General features: G+C 52.7%; 19 protein-coding genes. 6 read left to right on the top strand and 13 right to left on the bottom strand.

Annotated features, from left to right (window positions below):
• Positions 1-74: 74 nt before the first annotated feature.
• Both AC3WRW_RS07505 and arfA read right to left on the bottom strand, forming a co-directional pair.
• The gene (locus AC3WRW_RS07505; protein WP_492545719.1) at positions 75-416 is read right to left on the bottom strand and encodes a c-type cytochrome; all 342 of its coding nucleotides are present in this window, start codon (positions 414-416) and stop codon (positions 75-77) included.
• 229 nt (positions 417-645) lie between these two features.
• A complete protein-coding gene (gene arfA, locus AC3WRW_RS07500) occupies positions 646-2,157 on the bottom strand; it encodes an arabinosylfuranosidase ArfA (protein WP_492545718.1) in 1,512 nt (503 codons plus the stop codon).
• 183 nt (positions 2,158-2,340) lie between these two features.
• Here arfA and AC3WRW_RS07495 point away from each other — a divergent pair, with 183 nt between their 5' ends.
• The 6 genes from AC3WRW_RS07495 to AC3WRW_RS07470 all read left to right on the top strand — a co-directional run bounded on the left by AC3WRW_RS07495 (position 2,341) and on the right by AC3WRW_RS07470 (position 8,783).
• On the top strand, positions 2,341-3,246 hold the full coding sequence (locus AC3WRW_RS07495) for an ArsR/SmtB family transcription factor (protein ID WP_492545717.1): 906 nt from the start codon (positions 2,341-2,343) through the stop codon (positions 3,244-3,246).
• Positions 3,247-3,575: 329 nt separating this feature from the next.
• Complete coding sequence (locus AC3WRW_RS07490; protein WP_492545716.1) at positions 3,576-3,818, top strand: hypothetical protein; 243 nt, start codon at positions 3,576-3,578, stop codon at positions 3,816-3,818.
• A gap of 239 nt (positions 3,819-4,057) precedes the next feature.
• On the top strand, positions 4,058-4,738 hold the full coding sequence (locus AC3WRW_RS07485) for a TIGR00266 family protein (RefSeq protein WP_492545715.1): 681 nt from the start codon (positions 4,058-4,060) through the stop codon (positions 4,736-4,738).
• 1,399 nt (positions 4,739-6,137) lie between these two features.
• Positions 6,138-6,890, top strand: coding sequence for an IclR family transcriptional regulator (locus AC3WRW_RS07480; RefSeq protein ID WP_492545714.1), 753 nt, complete (start codon positions 6,138-6,140; stop codon positions 6,888-6,890).
• A gap of 16 nt (positions 6,891-6,906) precedes the next feature.
• Positions 6,907-7,680, top strand: coding sequence for an SDR family NAD(P)-dependent oxidoreductase (locus AC3WRW_RS07475; protein ID WP_492545713.1), 774 nt, complete (start codon positions 6,907-6,909; stop codon positions 7,678-7,680).
• 203 nt (positions 7,681-7,883) lie between these two features.
• The gene (locus tag AC3WRW_RS07470; RefSeq protein ID WP_492545712.1) at positions 7,884-8,783 is read left to right on the top strand and encodes a fumarylacetoacetate hydrolase family protein; all 900 of its coding nucleotides are present in this window, start codon (positions 7,884-7,886) and stop codon (positions 8,781-8,783) included.
• Between the two features lie 74 nt (positions 8,784-8,857).
• On the opposite strand, the gene fabG is transcribed toward AC3WRW_RS07470, so the two are convergent.
• From fabG to AC3WRW_RS07415, 11 genes are all read right to left on the bottom strand, one after another.
• Complete coding sequence (gene fabG / locus AC3WRW_RS07465; protein WP_492545711.1) at positions 8,858-9,604, bottom strand: 3-oxoacyl-ACP reductase FabG; 747 nt, start codon at positions 9,602-9,604, stop codon at positions 8,858-8,860.
• A gap of 39 nt (positions 9,605-9,643) precedes the next feature.
• Positions 9,644-10,543 (bottom strand): intracellular short-chain-length polyhydroxyalkanoate depolymerase, encoded by a 900-nt coding sequence (phaZ, locus tag AC3WRW_RS07460; protein WP_492545710.1) that lies wholly within the window; start codon positions 10,541-10,543, stop codon positions 9,644-9,646.
• Complete coding sequence (locus AC3WRW_RS07455; protein WP_492545709.1) at positions 10,544-11,587, bottom strand: 3-oxoacyl-ACP synthase; 1,044 nt, start codon at positions 11,585-11,587, stop codon at positions 10,544-10,546.
• On the bottom strand, positions 11,584-11,784 hold the full coding sequence (locus tag AC3WRW_RS07450; protein WP_492545708.1) for a hypothetical protein: 201 nt from the start codon (positions 11,782-11,784) through the stop codon (positions 11,584-11,586). Before AC3WRW_RS07450 ends, AC3WRW_RS07455 begins: the two co-directional genes overlap by 4 nt.
• Positions 11,775-12,782, bottom strand: a complete 1,008-nt coding sequence (locus tag AC3WRW_RS07445; RefSeq protein WP_492545733.1) for a branched-chain amino acid ABC transporter permease — start codon at positions 12,780-12,782, stop codon at positions 11,775-11,777. The genes AC3WRW_RS07450 and AC3WRW_RS07445 overlap by 10 nt, the downstream gene beginning before the upstream one ends.
• 4 nt (positions 12,783-12,786) lie before the next feature.
• Complete coding sequence (locus tag AC3WRW_RS07440; protein ID WP_492545707.1) at positions 12,787-13,647, bottom strand: branched-chain amino acid ABC transporter permease; 861 nt, start codon at positions 13,645-13,647, stop codon at positions 12,787-12,789.
• Positions 13,648-13,695: 48 nt separating this feature from the next.
• A complete protein-coding gene (locus AC3WRW_RS07435) occupies positions 13,696-14,400 on the bottom strand; it encodes an ABC transporter ATP-binding protein (RefSeq protein WP_492545706.1) in 705 nt (234 codons plus the stop codon).
• Positions 14,387-15,151, bottom strand: coding sequence for an ABC transporter ATP-binding protein (locus tag AC3WRW_RS07430; protein WP_492545705.1), 765 nt, complete (start codon positions 15,149-15,151; stop codon positions 14,387-14,389). Before AC3WRW_RS07430 ends, AC3WRW_RS07435 begins: the two co-directional genes overlap by 14 nt.
• A 16-nt stretch (positions 15,152-15,167) precedes the next feature.
• Positions 15,168-16,448, bottom strand: coding sequence for a substrate-binding domain-containing protein (locus tag AC3WRW_RS07425; RefSeq protein ID WP_492545704.1), 1,281 nt, complete (start codon positions 16,446-16,448; stop codon positions 15,168-15,170).
• 51 nt (positions 16,449-16,499) lie between these two features.
• The gene (locus AC3WRW_RS07420; RefSeq protein WP_492545703.1) at positions 16,500-19,685 is read right to left on the bottom strand and encodes an ATP-binding protein; all 3,186 of its coding nucleotides are present in this window, start codon (positions 19,683-19,685) and stop codon (positions 16,500-16,502) included.
• 80 nt (positions 19,686-19,765) lie between these two features.
• A complete protein-coding gene (locus AC3WRW_RS07415) occupies positions 19,766-21,295 on the bottom strand; it encodes an acyl-CoA synthetase (RefSeq protein WP_492545702.1) in 1,530 nt (509 codons plus the stop codon).
• Positions 21,296-21,369 lie beyond the last annotated feature (74 nt).

The following is a 21,369-nucleotide window of genomic DNA, read 5'->3' as shown; positions in this document are numbered from 1 at the left end:
CCATTCTAAACCCCAATTGTGAAGAAAATATGTAGATAACCTTAAAGGAACCTTAGGATTCCCAATCATTCCCTTTATTTGAGGTCTGCAAGCCAAGCTGCCAATGCTTTCAGTTCTTCTTCTTTGAGCGCGACTTGAAACGGAGGCATCCCGCCGCCACCCTTTTGTATGCGCTTTATGATCTCGGCTTCCGTCAAACGCTCACCGACTTTTTGAATATTCGGACCTTCTCCGCCCTGTAATTGATTACCATGACAAGAGATACAAAAATTTTTATAAACCTTTTGAGGATCGGCATTCGCGGCTGTTGTTTGCGGTTCGTTTTGCTTATGATTGCCATTGTCGTTTCCGTTTCCGCAGGCGGTCAGCCCCAAAATCAGAACGATTGTAATCATGATTAGCAGCCTTATTTTCATAGAGGAAACTCCTTAAAGAAAGATTTTCCTCCATCATACCAGAGCATGAGCTGCAAAATAAAGAAGTGGCCAAGCTTAAAGCCTCCCCGCGGGCTTTCTTGGTCATAGTATGCGACACGCAGAGGCGGTTTATTTTGAGGTAAGGATGCAAATAATGGTTGAAATGCATAAAAGACATGGCAAAAGCGTTAGCCTCTGCCATGTCTTTTATTGCGCGGCGGTTGCCCGCCTAGGCCAATTTCAAGCGAATAACGTTCCAAGACGCTTTGCCCAGCGTCGCATGGATTTGTCCATTCGTATCCATCGCTGCATTGCCGCCGTTATGCGGTTTTACCCGATCCTGATCATCTATCGTATTGGACGCTTTAAGATCGTCATTCTCCAACACGATATGCTGGATAACTTGGCAAGCTCCAAAGCTGCGCAGATCCAACTCAAGCGGAAGAGCCTCCGCCAAATGGCGGTTAACTGCGAAGACCGTCACTTCCGACCCCGCTTCATTATGAACCGCAACGGCTTCCAAATAAGGAACATCCGTGTAATCTTTGGCATCGTATTTCGGCGATTTGATTAGCGGAACAAGCACGGTTCCCCGCCCAAACAAGCTCGCGTGCATGTATGGATAGTAGATCGTTTGCTTCCATGCGGCCCCGCCGTTTGCCGTCATAATCGGGGCAATGACGTTGACGAGCTGTGCCATGCAAGCCATTTTCACACGATCCGCACGCTTCAGCATCGAGATCAGCATACAACCCACGAGAAGCGCGTCCTCATGATTATAAATGTCCTCGAGCTGCGGCGGAGCGATGGACCAAGGCTCGATTTTCCGGTCAGCCTCATTGGAGTGATACCAGACGTTCCATTCGTCGAAGGATAGGTTGATCTTCTTCTTTCCGCGTTTTTTCGCCTGAATATAATCTGCTGTAGAGATGACGGTATGAATAAAGCGATCCATGCCCATCGATTGCGCAAGGAAATTAGCGGAGTCCTTGTCTCGATTGCCATAGTACTGATGCAGAGAAATATAATCGACGTGATCGTATGTATGTTCGAGCACCGTCGCCTCCCAATCCGGGAAGGTCGGCATATTCAAGCTGGAGCTGCCGCAAGCCACAAGCTCGATCGTGGGATCGACCCACTTCATAACTTTGGCCGTTTCGCAAGCTGTGCGCCCGTATTCAACGGCTGTTTTGGCGCCTGTTTGCCACGGACCGTCCATTTCGTTGCCCAAGCACCAGGTTTTGATGTTATGAGGTGCCTTATACCCGTGGGAAATCCGCAAATCGCTCCAGTACGTGCCGCCTTGAATATTGGCGTACTCGATGATATCTCTGGCTTCATCCGGTCCGCGAGTTCCCAGGTTAACGGCCATCATCGCCTCCGTGTTCGCTTTGCGGCACCAATCCATGAATTCGTTCAGTCCGACCAAGTTCGGCTCGATGGTGCGCCAAGCCAGATCCAGCCTTTTCTTACGCTGGTTCAGCGGGCCAATGCCGTCCTCCCAGTTGTAGCCGGATACAAAGTTCCCGCCCGGATAACGGACAATAGGGACATCCAGTCCTTTGACCAGTTCCAGAACGTCCGCCCGAAACCCCTGTTCATCGGCTTGCGGATGTCCCGGTTCATAAATGCCCCCGTAAACAGCGCGTCCCAAGTGTTCAATAAAAGAACCGTAAATCCGGGAATCTACTTCTCCGATTTTAAAATCTTTGTCGACAATCATGCTCGCTTTCATAGACATTGCTTTCACCTCATCGTATAATTAATAAAAATATGAATCGATTAATGAAAATATGATGCAACTGACTCTATTAAACAATACTTGTCGGTTGATTTCAAGCCTTTCTTTCCGCTTGGTTTGGATTTATATTTGTATTAATCAGTCGAAGTTAGAAATCAGTTTCGAATAGAGGAGTTTGGTTGAATGATACATGCGACAACTGACCGCAAATGGCTGCCGCTCTATGAAGCATTGGCAAGCGATGTGCGGCTTCAGATTCTGGATTTGCTTGCTGAGCAAGAAATGAATGTGAAGGATTTGGCCCAGACGCTTGGATTGAGCAGCGCCATCGTGACCATGCATGTGAAGAAGCTGGAGGCCGGCGGCCTGATTGACACGGCATTGGTTCGCAAGCAAGGCGGCACGCATAAAATATGCACGCTAGCGGTATCGCGCGTGGAAATTCAGCTGCCGCAGCGCAGCGAGCCCCAGCGCGTGTTCGATGAGGTGTCCATTCCCATCGGACATTACACGCGCTTTGAAGTGCAGCCTACGTGCGGTCTCGCCACGGCCGATCATACCATCGGCCAGTACGACGATCCGCGCTATTTTCTCGAGCCTGAGCGCATGCATGCGAAGATTCTCTGGTTCGGAAGCGGCTTCGTGGAATACCGCGTCCCGAATTATTTGCTCCCCGGTCAGACGCTGGAGGAGATCGAGATTTCACTGGAGCTCGGCTCGGAAGCGCCGGGGATTGCCGAGAATTGGCCGTCTGACATTCATTTCTATGTCAACGACACCCTGCTCGGCTATTGGACGAGTCCCGGCGATTCGGGCCAAGGCCGCGGGCATTTCACCCCCAGTTGGTGGCCGGACTCCATCAACCAATACGGTTGGCTCAAGGTGATCCGGGTCACCGAGCAGGGCACCTTTCTTGACGGGCAGCGGCTGTCCGACGTCACGCTCAAGGACATCCGCATGTCGCGCAACGAGTGGACACTGCGGCTGGAAGTGCCGGAGCATGCGGCGCATGTCGGCGGCATGACTTTATACGGTGAAGGCTTCGGCAACTATAACCGGGATATTATTTTTCGCACCTACCGGCGGTAGGGTGGCTGGGGCTGAGACGGCGTTTTGGGGCGGCTCGCTGCATTTCAGCTGCGTTCCGGCGGCTGAGCGGGCCTTTTGAGACCTCTCGCGATGCGGTTTCACCGCATTTTGCGAGTTTTTGCTCTTGAGACGGCCTTTTCGGGCGGCTCGCTGCATTTCAGCTGCGTTCCGGCGGCTGAGAGGGCCTTTTGAGACCTCTCGGTGGAGGCCCTCTCCTTTCGCTCGCCCTCACCTTGTTCCCGTGAACAAGTTATGTAAACTTTTATGGCATACAAGGAGACTGCTGGCAATACAGTAAGGTAAACGACTGAGAGGGAGTTGATCTTTCGATGCCAGAAGAACAACATGCGCCTGTGCTAAGTGTCAAGGATTGGATGATTACGATCCTGCTGCTGGCCATACCCATTGTGAATATCGTTTTGTTATTCGTATGGGCTTTTAGCAAAGGGGAAAACCCTTCAAAATCGAACTATGCCAAAGCCAGCTTAATTTGGGCGGCTATCGGTCTTGTCATCTATCTTGTTTTCGTAGTCATACTTTTCGGCACGGTGATGTCCAGTTTGAATACATAAACTCTCAGCCTAGCAGCTAACCTAAGACAGCTATCCGTTTGTGGATGGCTGTCTTATTTTGGCTTGCCCTATAAATCGTATCGAAGTGAAGTATGCTATACTGGAAAAAAAGATAAGGAGCCTCATGCAAATCGGGATGATGAGCATCTGCCAAAACCCTCAGCGTACCGTTTCAAGTCGGTCAAATGTGGCTTAACATTTTATAAATTTATATTCTAAATGTGGAGGATGATCTTTTTATGAAACACGAAATCTTATATAAAGGCGCGTTTCCGATGCTGCGCGTGGAGCTTGAAGCCGGTGAAAACATTAAGGCGGAATCCGGAGCCATGGTCTCTATGTCGCCTAACGTTGAGCTCAAAGGAACTGTAGATGGCGGCATTATGCGCGGACTTGGCCGTATGCTGAGCGGCGAGAAATTTTTCTTCCAAGAGTTGACCCCGACCGGGGGAAGCGGTGAGGTTTTATTGGCACCCTCGGTAATCGGCGACATTGAAGCTGTCGAGCTCGACGGATCGTACAAGCTGTACGTGCAAAAAGACGGCTTTCTCGCTGGAACCTCCGGCATCCAAGTGAATACCAAAATGCAAAATCTGATGAGTGGCTTCATGTCAGGCGAAGGTTTTTTTATCGTTGAAATTAGCGGTCGAGGCACCGTTTTCCTCTCCTCCTACGGAGCTATTCATGCTATTAATCTTGCACCTGGACAAGAGGTTGTCATTGATAACGGGCATCTGGTCGCATGGCCGGATTATACGCAGTATAAGATCGAGAAAGCAGCCAAAGGCTGGCTCTCAAGTATTACAAGCGGTGAAGGCGTTGTATGCCGATTCCGCGGCGAAGGCGTGGTGCTCATTCAAACGAGAAACCCGCAAAGCTTCGGCGGGTGGCTGAAGCAGTTCATTCCGGGCTCCAAGTAATAGCTGGTGCGGGATTGATCAGCGTGTGGGTAGCGGGTTGCAGATTACAGGGTACGAGTGGCAGGTGGCGGGGCGGAAGTTGTTCGAGCAAATAGGAGACGTGAAAGACTTCTATTTCGGTCAAACTGTGATGTTGAGAAGCAATAAAGTGTCTCTGAAGACCCCTAAGTGCTGAAAATTGGTGAGATTGGCGGCTTTTTTGTGCATATAGGAGACTTTAAAGACTGCTATTTTGGAACAAGATGGCTTTGGGGCGGGGATAAGAGTCTTTGGAGACTCTTATCTGGGACTGATATTGCTGCGAAATTATGAGCTATATCGGGCATTTTTCAAATGGTTATGTCAGCCTATTGGTGGTGTATGTAAACTTTCGAAGTTCAGTCGGGTAATGAGCCACATTGGCCGCATCAAGGTCTAGCCTTCGTTGTACTTTATACAACTTAGTAAGCACTTTTTACTCATCAATCTCACCTTCATTGCACAAAGTACAACCATTTGAATCGAAATGACGAAAAAATACTCATTTCAACCAAAATCGTTGTACAAACTGCAACATAGAGGAGCACTTTGCCTGATTGACAGCCATATTGTTGCACAAACTACAACATAGACCCCGAGCAGACGCGCGGCTCTGCCATCGTAGGCGATATTTCAACACAATGCAATTGCTCGAGGTGCTCCTGCTGCTCTTGATCCCGTTATTTCTCTTGCTCTCGATACATAAACTCGCCTCCTACGCCAATCATGCTACTACTCTACTACTGCTGTCGCCCTTACTCCTTCTACTGTCCCTACTCCACACGCTAACTCTCGCTTCTACTCTAACACTTGCTACTACTCTACTCCTACTGTCGCCCTTCCTCCTACTACTGTCCTCACTCCACACGCTAGCTCTCGATTTCACTCTAACTATTGATACTACTCTACTCCTGCTACCGCTCTTACTCCTACTACTGTCCTTACTCCACACGCTAGCTCTCCATTCCACTCTAACTCTTGCTACTACTCTACTCCTGCTGTCACCCTTACTCCTTCTACTGTCCCTACTCCACACGCTAGAATTCGTTTCTACTCTAACACTTGCTCCTACTCTAATCCTGCTGTCACCCTTACTCCTTCTACTGTCCCTACCCCACACGCTATCTCGCTTCTACCTCTATCTCTTCCTCCCCCCACGCCTGTTCTCGCTCATGCTATGTTTCACGCCCTACTCCTACTCCTACTCCCCCAACCCAACCCCAAATGGCACTCACTCACCAACTCCCCCCATCCAGACGAAAACAACCTCCATCATCCCACTCGTTTTTTCCCTCGATCTATGCTATAATGGTTTTAACTAATAAACTTGGTTTTGTATAATAAACCGCTTCGCAATCCACACGAACTAGGAGGCACACGATTGGACGATAAATACCGCGTTCCGGCGATTGAACGTGCGCACCTTATTCTCAAAGAAATCTCGCTGCAGCCCGGTAGATTGAAGCTCATCGATTTGTCACGTTCGCTGGGCATTAACAAAAGCTCGATGTACTCCTTGCTTTTAACGTTGGAGAACTTGGGCTGGGTCGAGAAAGAAGCCGGTGAGACCTACCGTCTGGGACGCGAGCTGTCTCGCTTGGGCCATGCGGCTGTACAGCAGCAGCGCGACTTGAACGAGTCGTTCCACAAGGAAGCCTCCCTCACGAAGCTGAAGCTCGGGGAATCGCTGCAGCTTGCCAGACTCGACGGCAGCGAGGTGCTCTATCTCGCCAAAGAGGAAGCGCCAACACCCGTCCGGCTCGCTTCAGGACCGGGAACGCGGCTTCCTGCGCATGCCACTGCTCTCGGCAAGGTGATGCTGGCTGATCTGAGCGATGAGGAGCTCGACCTGCTTTATCCCACCGAACAAGAGCCATTTCCTCCGTTAACGGTGCATTCCATCACGTCTTTGCAAGCCTTGAAAAACAACTTGGCGCAAATCCGCCAACAAGGCTTCGCGCTCGATTTGGAGGAAGCTGTCATCGGATTCAGCTGCGCAGCCGCTCCAATTCGCAACAGCGAAGGGAAGGTCATCGCCGCTGTCAGCTGCTCCATGATGTCGCCTCAGTGGGAACAGAAGAAGCAGATCTGTATAGAAGAAGTTTGCAAGCTGGCTCACCAACTATCCGAATAGCAAAGGAGAATTGAACATGCGGTTGCAGAACAAAGTCATTCTCATCACGGGCGCTGCTTCAGGAATTGGCAAAAGCACGGCACTCTTATTCGGGCGCGAGGGCGCTCAGGTCATCGTGAACGATCTCGACGAAACCAAGGGAATCGAGACGGTGAATGAAATTACCGGGGCTGGCGGAGCGGCCCGCTTCATTCAAGCGGACGTGACGCACTCCGACTCCGTCAAAGCGATGGTTGAGCAAATCATTCAAGCCTACGGCCGAATCGATGTGCTTTTCAACAACGCGGGCATCAGCGGCGTAGGCGCGCTCCATGAACTGGAGCCTGACGCCTGGGACCGCATCATGAGCATTAATGTGAAGGGCGTCTTCCTCCCTTCCAAGCATGTTCTCCCCCATATGATGGAGCGCAAATCGGGCTCGATCATCAATATGTCTTCCTGCATAGCCGAAATCGGACTAGCTCGCCGAGCCTCGTACGCAGCGACCAAAGGCGCCGTCCTCGCGCTTACCAAATCCATGCAGGTGGATTATGCCCCCTATGGCATTCGGGTGAATGCGCTGCTTCCCGGAACGATTTTGACCCCGTTTGTTGAAAATTATCTCCGCACCTCGTATGACGATCCGGAGGCTGCCGTCGCCTCCTTGAAATCCAGACAGCTGAGCAGCGAGATGGGGCGTCCGGAAGACGTGGCGTCAGCCGCATTATTCCTTGCTTCGGATGAGTCCAAGTTCATGATGGGTTCACCGCTTTACATTGACGGAGGCGTGACGTTCGGCAAAAACGCATAAATTGGGCTTCCGCACGATTTCATTCGCATTTTCATTCACGCTTTCAATCAAGCTTTCATTCATACTTTCATTCATACTCTCATTCACACATTCATTCATACTCTCATTCATACTTTCATTCACGCTTTCACCCAAGCTCTCACTCACGCTTCCATTCACAACTTTCATGCCCTCATACATCCAACTACTCAGGAGGTTCTCTCATGAAACTGCTTACATTCCACAAAAATCATTCGCTCACGCTCGGCATCCAAACAGACTCCGGCGTACTGGATGCCGTTCAAGCTATCCGGCAGCTATCACCTGCGTTCTCTGTACCTGCGACGGTTCACGAAGCGATCCAAGGCGGAGCCGCCGCAACCGATGCGCTGCATCAGCTCGTCAGCCTCGCTCTTGAAAGCGATCATCGCGATTCTCTTCTACTCAGCGAAGCAGAACTTACCTACGGTCCCTGCGTCACGGACCCCGGCAAAATCATTTGCGTCGGGCTTAACTACCGCAAGCACGCAGAAGAAACGAATGCTCCGATCCCGCAGTATCCGATTCTTTTTAACAAATTCAACAATACGCTGACAGGGCATGGGCATGATATCGCCCTCCCCCGTGTAACCAACGAAGTCGATTATGAAGCGGAGCTCGTCATCGTCATCGGCAAGCAGGCCAAATACGTCTCCAAAGAGGAAGCGTTGGACCATGTCTACGGCTACTGCTGCGTGAACGACTTGTCCGCCCGCGATCTGCAGATGCGTACAGCGCAATGGCTGCTAGGCAAGTCATGCGATGATTTCAGCCCTCTCGGCCCTTACCTGGTCACGGCGGACGAGGTCGGCAATCCCAATGACCTGAAGATCAGCACCACCGTCAACGGCAAGGTACGGCAAAACTCGAACACAGCCGATATGATTTTCCACTGCGACGAAATCGTCAGCTATATTTCGCAGCACATGACACTGTATCCGGGCGACATCATCCTCACAGGTACCCCGGAGGGCGTTGTGCTCGGCGATCCGGTGGATAAACGCGTATATTTGAAAGACGGCGATGTCGTAACGATTTCCATCGAAAAATTAGGCAGCCTAACGAATCGCATGGTGAGCGAATAAAAAAATCCCCCATATCCTGAGTATTTCGAAAAGGTCATGGCCTTTCTACTACTCCCGGTATGGGGGTTTTCAAATTAAATAACTAAACCGCCGTTCACCTCTAGTACGGTACCGTTCACATAATCAGCATCGTCCGAAGCTAGGTACAAGTAAGCTTTGGCGATATCCTGCGGTTGACCCAGGCGGCGCAGAGGCACCTTCTCGATCATGCCTTGAAGCACCTTTTCCGGAACTTTGGCCACCATGCCGGTTTCAATATAGCCCGGTGCGACGGCATTAACGGTTACTCCTTTAAATCCCAGCTCCTTGGCCCAGGTTTTGGTCATCCCAATGACACCTGCTTTGGTCGCCGCATAATTCGTCTGGCCGATATTCCCGTTAATGCCGACGATCGAGGAGGTGTTGATGATTTTGCCTTTCCCTTTAGCAACCATATGCGGCGCTGCAAATTTGGTGCAGTAAAACACGCCGTTTAAATTCACGTCGATGACTTGATGCCACTGTTCGAGCGTCATTTTGCTGAGCATGCTGTCGCGTGTAATGCCTGCGTTGTTGATCAGTATATCCAAGGTGCCCAGACGCTCGACCACGGTGCCCACCATCCGCTCCACACTTTCCGCGTCGCTTACATCGACCTTCACGAAGATCGTCCGCTCTCCGCCGGAAGCTGCTTGCAGCTCCTGCAGCACTTCCGCTCCAGCTTCCTCATCATAGTCGGCTATAGCAACGAGGGCACCCTCCGAGACGAACAACCGAGCTGTCTCGCGGCCAATTCCGTTAGCCCCCCCGGTAATTAACGCGACCTTATCCTGAAGTCTCATCGTTCCAATCTCCTCCAACGTTTCTGATCCTTGCTATTCCTAACCAAGCACAAACCGATCTACCTGCACAGTTAACGCCGGCAAAGCATCCACTAACGGCGAATGGCCGCAGTTCTCCAAAACTACGAGCTCAGCGCGATCGCCGAGATCTTCCATAATCTCGCTTGTCATCGATTCCTGAATGACGAGATCGTTCGCCCCCCATAAGACGAGCACAGGCGCTTTAATCCGCGAGACATCCCCGCTTCCCGGCGCAGCTTCATGATCCGCACTGCTAATATTGAACGTATTTAAGCCATGATAAATATCTGCCAGATTTCGCTGGGTCAAAATATCATCCACATATTGCTCAAACTGCTCCTCGGCCGGTTTATTCAAGTTATACACCGAAACTTCGAACAGCCAGCGCATGAAAGCCCGGTCCTGCCGTGCTCCTGCATCCGAAATAAGCTTCGTCCGCGAAAGCGCGCTGATTTCGTCATGTGTGCGGAGACGCTTCGTTAGATCCGGATTGCCGTCTGCGCCGTCTGCATAGAAGGGATATCCGCGCGTAGACATCGAGGCGAGTAAAATCAACTTCTCCACTTGCTCCGGGTAATCCGCCGCAAATTTCATGACGATTCCGCCGCCGGTCGACCAGCCGATCAGGGCAAATTTGTGCAGTCCGAGCGCATCGACAAACTGCTTAACCACATCTGCGTAATCGAAAAGGCTGCCGATAGGCTTGCGATACGTAGAAATGCCAAATCCGGGAAGATCGATGGCAACAAGATGCAGCCGGGGATCGAGGCTCTCCATGAGCACATCCCAATGTTTAGACGAGTTCATGTTGCCGTGAACCAAAAGCAGTGTCGGTCCTTCGCCTTCAACGCCTCTCTCGCGATACCCGACGGTTTCCCCATTCGGAAGCTCCAAGCTTTTTAACACAACCTCCGCCATTTACGCATTCCTCCCTTTGCCCCATTGAATAGCCGTTGCGCCCCACGCATAGCCGATGCCGGCACTCACCAGGATGACGCGATCGCCATCTTTAATTTTCCCTTGCTCCACGCCGAGCTCTAAGCTTAAAATCTGATCAAGCTGGCCTACATGGCCGTAATCCTGCAAATACACCGACTGCTCTTCGGAAAGCCCGATTTCCCTCAGTACATAGTCATGCGCCGACTTTTTCATATGCAAAATAGCCAGATAATCGATGTCGGACAGCTGCCAACCGCTTTTCTCCGCTGCTCTGCGAATCACTTCAACGAAACGCGCCATCGACGTGCGGTCGAGACGCTCTTTCATCCCCTCGGGATCCGGCACATCCAAATACAGCCCCTGTCCCTGCTGCAGCAAATCGCTGGTTAACGGCATTTTCGTGCCGCCCGCAGGTACGATGACATCCTCCGCAAAAGCGCCGTCAGTGATCAAATGACTCTCCAGCACCACGTTGCTCGCGTGACCTTTGCGCAGCAGCATAGCCCCGCCGCCGGCAGCCAAGTTAAACATAAACCGCGTTCTTGGGTTTTCATAATCAATGAGATCGACGTTCCGGTATCCGCCGGCGAGCAGCGCCGTTTGGATCGAATCATCGGCCATCATCAGGCTTTTCGCCACTTTGAGGGCCATGATCGTCGTACCGCACCGAAGGGCGGCATCGAACGCCCACGCGTTCACGGCACCGACTTCGTGCTGCAGCTTAAGTGCGGCGGTCCACACCGGATACTCCTTATGCTCCTCGCCGATATAAATAACCAGATCGATTTCCTTCGGATCGATTCCCGCTTTCGCGATCGCTTCGCGCGCCGCCAGGATGCCCATTTCGCAGGTCTGGTCCTCGGGTCCAGGGCCGGGAACATGCTTTTGCCGGATACCCAGCTTCTGCTCCACCACCTCTTCAGGCAGACCGGAAGCCTCGGCAATATCCTTAGCGGTCATAATGGTTTGAGGCATGTACATCCCCGTGCTTAAAATGCCTATGCGTTCATTTGAAAGGCTCATTTTCCTTCCTCACCCTTTTTTCGTAAAGCTTGCTCGATGTAGTCAAACGCTTCCTGCATGGAACCGACGACAATTTCATCCTGATCCTGCACATGCGTAATGCGAATGCGCCAGCGGCGCTCTTCAGGCTGTTCCTCCTCGCCCACAGAGCTGAACCGGAGGACAAAGGAGCTCACCATGTTGGGCTCTACTGCCATTTTTTCTCCACCCGCCTTTCAAGTACCGGAGTTCGCCATTTCGCCCACCACATTTTGACCGTACCCGCGATACCTTTGGGAAATACCATGACAATCAGGATATACAGCAAGCCGAAGAAAATAATCCAACGGTCAAAGATCGCATACGTCTTGGCGAGGTTCGATAATCCGTTATGGGCCAACTCGATAATGGCTGAGCCGATGAGTCCGCCGTACAGGGTGCCGACTCCGCCGATAATGGTCATCAGCAGCGCATCCAAGGTAATATCCGTAGCAAACACCGAGGTATTGACAAAACGCAGCGTCACCGCATACATCGATCCTGCGAGCGCAGCCACCATCCCCGCAACGACACTGGCAATGACTTTATAATGCACAAGATTAAAGCCTAGCGAACGCGTCCGCTGTTCATTCTCGCGAATAGCTTGCAGCACGCTGCCTAGCGGCGATACCGTGAACCGGCGCAGCAGCAGGAACACGATGATCAGCACCGCAAGCGAAATCCAGTAGAAGGTGCGGCGGTCCATTAAAAGGTCAGGAATCGAGAAGGTGAAGCCTTCCCCGCCTTTCGTGAGCGTGCGCCATTTCTCTGCGGCAACTTGAAACAGCCCTGCAAAGGCGAGCGTGAGCATCGCGTAATAATGGCTTTTTAACCGCAGCGACAGCATCCCGACCAAATAACTGACCACGCCTGCAACCAAGAGGCCGACAAGAATGGCCAGCAGCAGTACGCCGATGGAAGCGCCGTAATTATGCATCATAATGCCAACCGCATAGGCTCCGATGCCGAAAAACATGGCATGCCCGAAGGAGACAATTCCCGTGTAGCCCAGCAAAAGATCGTAACTGATCGCAAAGATCCCGAAGATGAATATTTTCGTCACGAGAATCATGGCGCTGCGCGAGTCGTTGATAAGCGGGTACAAAGCTAAAATAAGAGACAACAGCCCGTATACGGTCAAAGAGCCGGAAAAGCGTTTATTAAGCAGCGTTAGCATCTTCTCACCCCTTCGATCCAAGCAGGCCGGATGGCTTGAGCATGAGCACCAGCACCATCAGCAGCATATTGACAGCAAGCGACAAATCGGGAACATAATAAGCCATCAAGGACCCTGTCAGCCCGACGATAACGGAAGCGAGCGCCGACCCGTTAATATTTCCCATTCCTCCGATAACGACGACGATAAACGCGAGAATCGCGAACTGCATGCCCATCTCGGCGAACACAATGCCGGAGTAAGGCGCGAGCAGCACGCCGCCGAGCGCCGCCATCGCTGCGCCCAGCATGAACACAGCTGTAAATACGCGATGAATCGGGATACCAAGCGCCTGCACCATTTCTTTGTTCTGCACGCCGGCGCGTACAATGAGACCGAGCCTCGTACGGTTCATCAGCAGCTGCAATCCTAACAGGACAAGGAGTCCTACTCCGATAATAAACAATCTGTATTTGATAAAAATAACGCCGCCCAAACTCCAGCTGCCGTCAAGCAGTTTCGGTACCGGCGCAGAGATCGGGTTCGGCCCCCATACGACCTTTAACAGTTCGCTTAAAACAAGCATAACGCCCAGCGTAACGAGAATTTGCTGAACATGATTGCCGTATACAGGCCGAATCACGATGCGTTCCATCACAAGGCCGAGAACCAGGCCGGTGACAATCGCCCCGATAATCGCGAGTGTGAAGCTGCCTGTGCGAGTGAATAACCAAACGCCGGAGTAAGCTCCCCATGCGAACAGACCGCCGTGTCCGAAATTAAGAACATCCATCAGTCCGAAAATTAAGGTAAGTCCAGCCGCCAGCAGAAATACGAGCATGCCGGTCGCGAGACCGTTAACGAGCAAGTTTGATAATGTAGCCATAAGGATACGGCCTCCTCTGTAATGGATCCCCAAACGTTGGGCCGGATATCAGGCAATCCCCAGGAACCGTTTGCGGGTTTCCGCGTCTTCCCTGAGCTCACTCATCCGCCCGCCCAGGACGATTCGGCCTTCATCCACGATATAGTAGCGGTCTCCGATTCGGCTGGCCATGAAAAAGTTTTGCTCGACCAGGAGCACCGTCGTTTTCTTCTTGATTTGTTCGATGGACTGCATCAGCTTCTCCACCACGATAGGCGCAAGCCCTTTGCTCGGCTCGTCGATCAAAAGCAGCTCATTCTCGCCGACATAAGCTCTCGCAATGGCCAGCATTTGTTTCTGCCCGCCACTGAGATGACCGCTTTTGCGCTGCCAGAACGTCCGTAGATCGGGAAACAGCTCCAAAATCCATTCCTGGCGCTGCATCGCCGCATCGTGCTGGACCCGCATCGCCACCTTCATATTCTCCTGCACGGTCAAATCGGCGAAAATGCCCTGATCCTCCGGCACATAGCCAATTCCCTTCCGGGCAATGGCGTAGGTAGGCAGTTTATCTATTCGTTCTCCCTTGAAGGTGATGCCGCCTTGGGAAATCGGATTCAACCCCATGATCGACCGGAGCGTTGTCGTCTTGCCGGCACCGTTGCGCCCCAACAATACGGTAATCTCCCCTGGCGTTACTTCCAGCGAGACCCCTTGTAAAATGTGATACTGACCAATAAACGTTTCGATACCTTCGACGTTAAGAAGCGTCATCGTAAAAGCCCCCTAAGTACGCGGATTGGACCAATTCATTATTCATGATCTCTTGCGGCGAACCGTCCGCCAGCAATTTGCCGTTGAACAGAACCATCAACGAATCGGAAAGATCGAGGACCATTTCCATCTTGTGCTCAATCAGTACGATCGAGCGGTCGCCCCGTTCTTTGATGCCGCGTATCACTTCTAAGATCGCAGGCACCTCTTCCATGGAAATGCCCGCCGTCGGTTCATCCAGCAGCAGCAGTTCGGCGTTCAGAGCAAGCAGCATGGCAATCTCCAGCTTGCGCTTCTCGCCATGCGCCAGCATGCGTGCCGGGGATTCGGCCACCTCTGACAATAACACGGTGTGGAGCAGTTCCCGGGCTTCTTCTTCAAGACGGCGGTAAGCGGTGAAATGGCGGAAAACGTTATATCGAATGCCTTCCCGCGACTGGACGGCCAACCGGACATTTTCCAGCGCTGTCAGATTCGGAAATACGTTCGTAATTTGAAAAGATCGCCCGATGCCTAACCGGGTCCTCTCATATGGTGACAGCGGAGTGATGTCCTGCCCTTTAAACCAAACCGTTCCGCGGGTTGGCTTCAGCTCGCCGCTCAGTAAATTGAAAAATGTCGTCTTCCCCGCTCCATTCGGCCCGATGATGGATTTAAAATGCCGGGGTGGCACCGTAAGGTCCACCCCGTTCACCGCCGTATGTCCGCCGAATGCGATCGTCAGATCACGGGTTTCGAGAATCGGCTTCATTCGCACTCGCCCCTTGCTATTTTTTATTACGAACCGGCGGAGCGGTCTCATCCATCTTCATTTCACGCATAAGCTCCGGCACCGGATAATCGAAGCCGTCTTTTTTCACCAGCTTGATCGCATACATAGACTGCAGTGCCTGATGATCCTCGGGGCGGAATTTCATCGTTCCCTTTGGCGTTTCGAAGGACATGCCTTCCATCGTCTTGATCAAGGTGTCGGTATTCATATCAAAGTTTGCCTTCTTCACCGCTTCGACAATGGCAAGCGCTGCCGACATGCCGCCCGGCGTAAACAGATCCGGAACTTCGTTGTTAAACCGCTTCTTGTTTTCATCGACCAACCATTTATTAATGTCATTGCTCGGAAGCGTATTGTAGTAAACGGAGAAGCCCTCCATGCCGACCAGATCGTTCATGGTTTTCAGCGCTACGATGTCGGGTGCTCCTGTGGAAATTTTAATGCCGCTAGCTTGCACTTTCATATCCTGCAGCTGCTTCCATGGCGAGTTGGCGCCTGCCCACACAACGAACAGGTAGTCCGGTTTCGCTTCCAGGATTTTCTGTATGTTCGGTGTAAAATCCGTCGCAGTCGCGCCTGGGTACTGCTCCGTTACGAAGTTTGCGCCAAGCTTAAGCGCCGCTTCCTTAAACGCCGCAATGCCATCCCGGCCGAATGCGCTGTCCGGAGCGAGCGTCGCGATCTTTACGCCCTGTTTCGCAATAGCTGCCGCGCCTGCCACCGCATCCTGCGAGGAGTTGCGACCTGTGCGGAAAATATACTTGTTCCAGCTGGCTCCCGTAATGGAATCCGCCACGGCAGGCTCAACGACCATGACCTTCTTATACTCCTGCGCCAGCGGCAGAACCGCCAAGGTATCGCCTGAACTGGATGAGCCGACAAGGAAATCCACCTTATCCTTCTCAAGCAGCTTTGTCGCTTTCTGCACCGCGACGTCCGGCTTTGTTTCCGTATCCTCGACAATGATCTGAATCGGGTGGCCGTCCAGCACCTTCGTCCCTTTGGTCACGTAATCGATTCCCATTTCAAAACCGCGGGTGGTCTGCTTTCCATAGCTTTCAAGCGAGCCAGTCATGGAGGCCAGCACCCCGATTTTGATCGGCGTTTTATTTGCGGCAGCGCTTTCAACCGGAGCTTTCGAAGCCACCGCCGTTGCGGCCGCTGTCGGTGACTCGGTGTTATTGCTGTTCGTTGCACTCGAGCATGCGGATGAAAGCAGCAGGATCGTTGTAATGAGCGCTACACTTCCGCTGCGTCCCCATTTTTGTGTTGGCATGAAGAGAATCCCCCTCTTAATTTAGAATGACTTCATCATAATGTGGCAGGGTTACAAATCAGTTACATCGGATTCGGACAGCTGCTTATACAGCTCCTGCGTGGCAGGCATCGGCTCGACTCCCATCTCTTCCGCCAGAGCAAGCTGGCATTTGTGAAACCATCTGTCGGCCTGCCGGCGGTTTCCGAGCTTGAGGTGGCTCTGCATCAGCAGCCGGTACGCTTCTTCCCAGCAGGAGTCTTTCTGGACGATGGCTTCGCACCAGTGGATGGCGCGGTCATACAGCTCCGCTTTGAGCTGCAGCCTCGCCAGCCGTTCCGCTCCGCGCAGATACAGCACCAGCAATCGCTCCCGCTCTTCGATGCACCAATCCTCGTAACGGCGGTCAGGCATATAGTCGCCCTTATACAGCTGGAGCCCTTTCTCTAATAAGGCCATAGCTTTAGCCGGGTCCGATTCCTCCAGACCATCTTTGAGCAGCGCTTCGAATTCGATCGTGTCCAGTTCAAAGCCTGACGCCAAGTTAAGTCCATACGACGACCCGTGACGCTGGATAAAAAAAGGATTCGCACGCGCGCGCCGATGCGGCTCAAGCGCTGTATTGAGCGCGTTTAGCATCACTTTGAAATCGCGGGCAGCGGATTTGTCGTCCGCCTGCGGGTACAGATGCGCCAGAATCGCTTCCTTGGGAAGCAGCTGTTGGCGCTTGACAACGAGCAGTTGAAACAGCTCTTTGGCTTTCCCGCGCTGCCAATCCTTCTCTTCGAGCTCGCGGTCCCCCAGCCATACGCGGAAGCCGCCGAGCGTTTCGATGTGCAGCGTATACCCCGGGTGGTAAGTCATATGCTCCATCCCCAACCCGGTCAGCAGATGGGTGACATACCCGCTCTCAATCCTCTGCTTCTGCGCTTCAATAAGAAGCGGGGCCAAATGCTGTACATCTCTCGGGCCGAATAGCGTACGCCTTTCGATGAGCGCATCGTACTCGCCGCTTTGCAGCATTTGAAGAAAGCGTTCCATCGCATCGTGGAACCGTTCATCCTGTTCGGTGCGGTAAGCCAGCATCGCTTGCCACAGCAGCGTGACCGTAAGTCCGTAACTGTCGCCGCACAGCATGAACCGTTCATGGCATTCCATGAACACCGCTTCCGCCTCTTCCCATCTGGAGGCATAGAAAGCGGCAATCCCGCGGGATATGCGGATATAGGACGATAGCCACTCATCGTTCACCTTCTCTGTTTCGGCCAGCGCCTCTTCGCCGAACTGGGCGGCAAGCTCGAAGGCGCCTTCACGGCCATAGAGCAGAGCAAGCCCCATGAGCGGCTCCGCTTTGCCGCGCGAGACATCCAGCTGTTCCATCATTTCTTGGGCAGCCCGGTAGCATTTTACGGCAACGGTAGGGTCGTATTTCTGTAAAAGCTGCGCCGCATGGCCCATACGAATCCAGCCGACAGCTTCCACGAACGGAGCATGCAGGCGAATGCCCACCATCATCCCGGCTTCGGCGAGCTGCTTCGCGACTTCTGGCCGGCCTTGCATGGACTCGATGAGCGAAAGAAGCAGCTCGATCTCGCGATGCGAGCGGGGCAGCTGAGCAGCGTTCGATTTGTTGCGCTGCTGCACGATCCGTTCGGCGAGCCGCTTCGCCTGCTTCAAGCGACCGGTGCGCAAATGAAGACGCGCTTCCAACCAATCTTCATGGAAATCCGTCAGATAGAACCGGCATTTATTAAACCAATCTTCGGCTTCCGCCGCCCGTCCGGAGTTTACCAAGTTTTCCGCCATTAACCCATACAGGCGCACGCGGTGCGTATCCTCCGATTGCGTCGAAGCCTCCAGCAGATCAATCGAGCGTTCCAGCAGCTTTTGCGCTCTCCCGGGCTGGATGGTATCCAGATAGATGCGAACCTGCCCCTCAAGCGCCAGTGACTGGCCAATCGAGTCTGAAGCTGCGGCTGCCAGCTGCTCTGCTTGCGCATAACAGCTCATGGCTTGCTCATACACGCAGCGGTAGCGGTGAACATCCCCTTCATAGATCCAGAGGGCAGCCCTCGCATTCTTCTCCGCTAGCGGGGTACGCCGGATACGATCCATCAACGCTTCCAGCTGGCCTGTTTCCAGCAGCGTACGGCCGTGCAGCTCCAGCATCCGCGCCGCTTCGCCGGGATCGCCCGCCGCAGCGAACAAATTCATGGCCCCGCCGTACTGGCCGGTCGCAGCCAAATACGCCCCGGCCAAATGAGCGAACCGGACGTATTCCGTAGGCATTTTTTTGAATTGCCCCTGCAAAAAGTCCCGAAATAACGAATGATACCGAAATAAACCGTCCTCCAGATGCGTCAAAAACAGACTCTGACTGCATAATTTGGCGAGCAGCTGATAAGAATCCTCGCGCTCCAGAATCTTGTTGCAAGCATCGGCTGTCAGTTCGTCAAGCAAGCTGGTTTGCAGCATGAACGTTCGAATATCCGGCATTTGCTTCTGAAACACTTCCAGAGCCAAGAACCGGAATAGATCATCCATCGTCTCGGCTTCGTCCGCCAGTAAAGATCTAACATCGCTGCCGGTTAAAAGTAAGCGCTGCCAAATCAACTGGACAGCGATGGCCCATCCTTCCGTCCTGCGGTATATAAGCTGCGCCTCTTCAGGCCGCAGTGGGTAGTCGTAGTAATCTGTAAAGAGCACCTCGATCTCTTCTTCGGAGAACATAAGGTCCTGCTCGGTAATCTCCAGCAGGTCGCCGCGGACTTTCATCGCAGCCAGCAGCTCCCAATCCGGGCGTTTGCGGCTTAATAGAACGACATGAATCCCCGCAGGCATATGTTTCAATGCGTACTGCATAAAAGCATCTACACCTTCGCAGTGGGCAGTGAGGTGATAATCGTCCAGGACAAGCGTAAGCTCACCCTGAATCGTCGCCAGTTCGTTCAGGAAAGCATCGAAGAGCCGGTGTAATTCGGCATCGCGAACGTAATACTCACCCTGAGCCAGATGATTTAACAGCTCATCTCCGAAGGCGGGAAATTGTCCGCGAACGGCATGAACGATATAAGTTAGAAACAAATACAGATCGTCATCATGCTCGCTGATGCTGTACCAGCAATAAGGGGAAGGCATGTCGCGCAGAAAGGAGGCGACAGCCGTACTTTTGCCATAGCCCGGGCCGGAATGGACCAGTGTCAGCGGATGATCGTTCAGCCGCTTTAGTTTCTTGGTTAAAACGGATCGTCTTAACATATGTGACTTTACTCGATGAGGAGTCAACTTTGTCTTGAGCACGATGCCAGTCTTCATCACCGCACCCCTTTCCCCTAAACTCATGCTTCGCTTCCACATTGTAACATAATTGCTATTATTCTACTCTTATCAATTTTGCCAACCGCTGTTTTGGGCAGCTCCCCCATAAATAGAACTCGCTTAGGAACCTTATATCTGCCTATGGCAGCAGAGCAGTATGCAATCAATTCGTCCTGCGTTAAGCTGCAGCCTTCTTCCAGGACAACCGCAGCAGAGACAGCTTCTCCCCACTTCTCATCAGGCACGCCAACGACAGCCGCATCGCTGATGGCCGGGTGCTGCCGGAGGTGATGCTCGACCTCAAGCGGATAGACATTTTCGCCGCCGCTGATAATCATGTCTTTTTTACGGCCGATAATATAGTAATAGCCCTCGGTGTCTCTTTTGCCAAGATCCCCCGTCTTCAGCCATCCGTCCGGTCTCAGCACTTCAGCCGTCGCTTCCGGGCGATTCCAGTAGGAGTGGAAAACATGCCCGCCTCGCAGCCAAACTTCGCCAACCTCGCCGGTCGCTACCTCGCAGCCCTCATCATCAGCCAGCATAACATCGTTGTACAGCATCGGACGCCCTACGGAGCCTCTCTTGTGAACGGCATCCTGAGGATCAATATAGAAATTATTTGGCCCGGCCTCGGTTAATCCATAGCCTTCCTTGAAGGAAAGTCCCTTTGCTTCGAAGGCTTGATAGACGGGAAGCGGACAAGGAGCTCCTCCGGAAAGAAACGTATGCATCGTCGGAAATACCGCGTCCGCGAAGGCCGGTGATTGTATCAGCATGTGATACATCGTTGGAACTAGCAGCGCGATCGTACACTTCTCCCGGTTGAGCAGCTCCAGCGTATGTTCGGCGTCGAATTGCCCCACAACGACAACCGTTCCCCCCGCATGCAAAACCGGCAGCGACAAGGCATTCAGCCCTCCGGTATGAAACATCGGCATATACGTCGGCGTCACATCTTTCGCCGTCAAATTCCAAGTGACCGCGGTGTTCGCCGCATTCCAAAAAATAGACCGGTGACTAAGAACCACACCCTTCGGTTTGCCTGTCGTTCCCCCGGTATAGATCATCACGAAGGGATCTTCAGGGTCGGCTTCCACCCAGCTGGGCTGTGTATCTAGCGCTGCCGCTATGCAGTCGAGTGAGGGGTCATCCGCCAGATCGAGCGGAAGGACCTCCATGGCGTGAGAAGCCCTAAGCTCCTCCGCTAATAGGGCAAACCGGCTGTGAACGCCGATCGCCTTTGGCGTGCAGTCCGTCAAAATACTGGCAAGCTCAGGCAATGCCAAGCGCCAATTTAACGGAACAAGCACGGCGCCAAGCACGCGGCAAGCAAACAGCCATTCAAAATAAGCGACATGATTGGGAGCAAGCAGCGCGATCCGGTCCCCCCGGCTAATCCCATGGGTTTCAAGCTTAGCGGCCAGCCTTTTCACCATGGCGTTCAGCTCGCTGTACGTTAATCGTTCTCCCGTTTCTCCATCCACGACTGCGATATGGTCCGGCGTAAGGAGGCATCGTTTCTCCCACCAATGAACTATGTATTCTACCATGATGACATTCCTCCTGCTTGCTGCTTCTATACAGCACCTTAACCTGTTTACTTTAAGTAAACAGGTTAAGGGTT

The organism is Paenibacillus sp. FW126-R14 (assembly GCF_058789495.1).
This window is presented reverse-complemented; position numbering and strand designations above follow the sequence as displayed.